Origin of the sequence: Streptomyces sp. AP-93, from assembly GCF_022808175.1 — a bacterium.
Lineage (GTDB): Bacteria > Actinomycetota > Actinomycetes > Streptomycetales > Streptomycetaceae > Streptomyces.
The window spans coordinates 1-1,018 of record NZ_JALGBX010000073.1; the positions used below are offsets into that span (position 1 = coordinate 1).

The 1,018-nt window shown below is 68.3% G+C and carries 1 protein-coding gene; it reads left to right on the top strand.

Translation table 11 applies throughout. From position 1 onward, the window contains the following. The first annotated feature begins 61 nt into the window (after positions 1-61). Positions 62-999 (top strand): IS5 family transposase gene (locus MTF69_RS42635; RefSeq protein WP_374325840.1). Its coding sequence is split into 2 segments (ribosomal slippage): positions 62-499 and positions 502-999, totalling 936 coding nucleotides; the frame shifts between segments, so codons are not numbered across the junction. Positions 1,000-1,018: the final 19 nt, after the last annotated feature.

Here is a 1,018-nt window from a genome sequence, read left to right on the forward strand (position 1 = left end):
CCTAGGTTCTGTTTCTTGGATCTCCTGACGTGATCATGTGGTCGGGTTCAAGCTGGTCGGCATGGTGGGGCGGGGGGATCTAACGAGCGCGGAGTGGGAGCGGCTGGAGCCGCTCCTGCCCCGTGGTGGGTCGCGTGGTGGCCGGTGGAGTGAGCATCGGAAGGTCATCAACGGGGTGCTGTTCCGGGTGCGGACCGGTGTGCCATGGCGGGATCTGCCAGAACGATTTGGGCCGTGGGAGACGGTCTATAAACGGCATCGCCGCTGGTCGGCCGATGGAACCTGGCAGTTGTTGCTGACACGTGTGCAGGCCGCCGAGGCCGCGGAGGGCGGGATCGACTGGGACGTGTCGGTGGACTCCACCACGGCCCGGGCCCATCAGCACGCGGCCGGCGCCCGGAAGGCGGCCCCGCCGCCGGTTGCTCCTCAAAAGGGGGCCCACGGCGGGGCAAACCAGGGCGATCCCGTGCTGCGGAAGCTGTCCGCCCGCCTGGCGGAGGTGGTGCGGCAGGCGAATGCTTAGGGCGCTCGCGTGGTGGCTTCACCACGAAAATCCACCTGTCCGCTGACGGCCGGTGCCGCCCGCTCTCGCTGCTCCTCACGCCCGGACAGTGCGGGGACAGCCCGCAGTTCGAGGCTGTGCTGGAGAAGATCTCGGTGCCCTGCGTCGGGCCGGGCAGGCCCCGCACCCGGCCCGACAGCGTCAGCGCCGACAAGGCCTACAGCTCCCGGGGAAACCGCCGCTATCTGCGGAAACGCAAGATCCGGCACACCATTCCCGAGCCGAAGGACCAGCGTGCCAACCGCCGCAGGCGCGGCTCGGCCGGCGGACGGCCAACCGGATTCGACAAGGACCGGTACAAGAAGCGCAACGTCGTCGAGCGGGCGATCAACCGCCTCAAGAACTTCCGGGCCGTGGCCACCCGCTACGACAAACGTGCCTACGTCTACCTCGGGACCGTCACGGTCGCAGCCCTCACGATCTGGCTCCGCACCTGATCCAAGAAACAGAACCTAG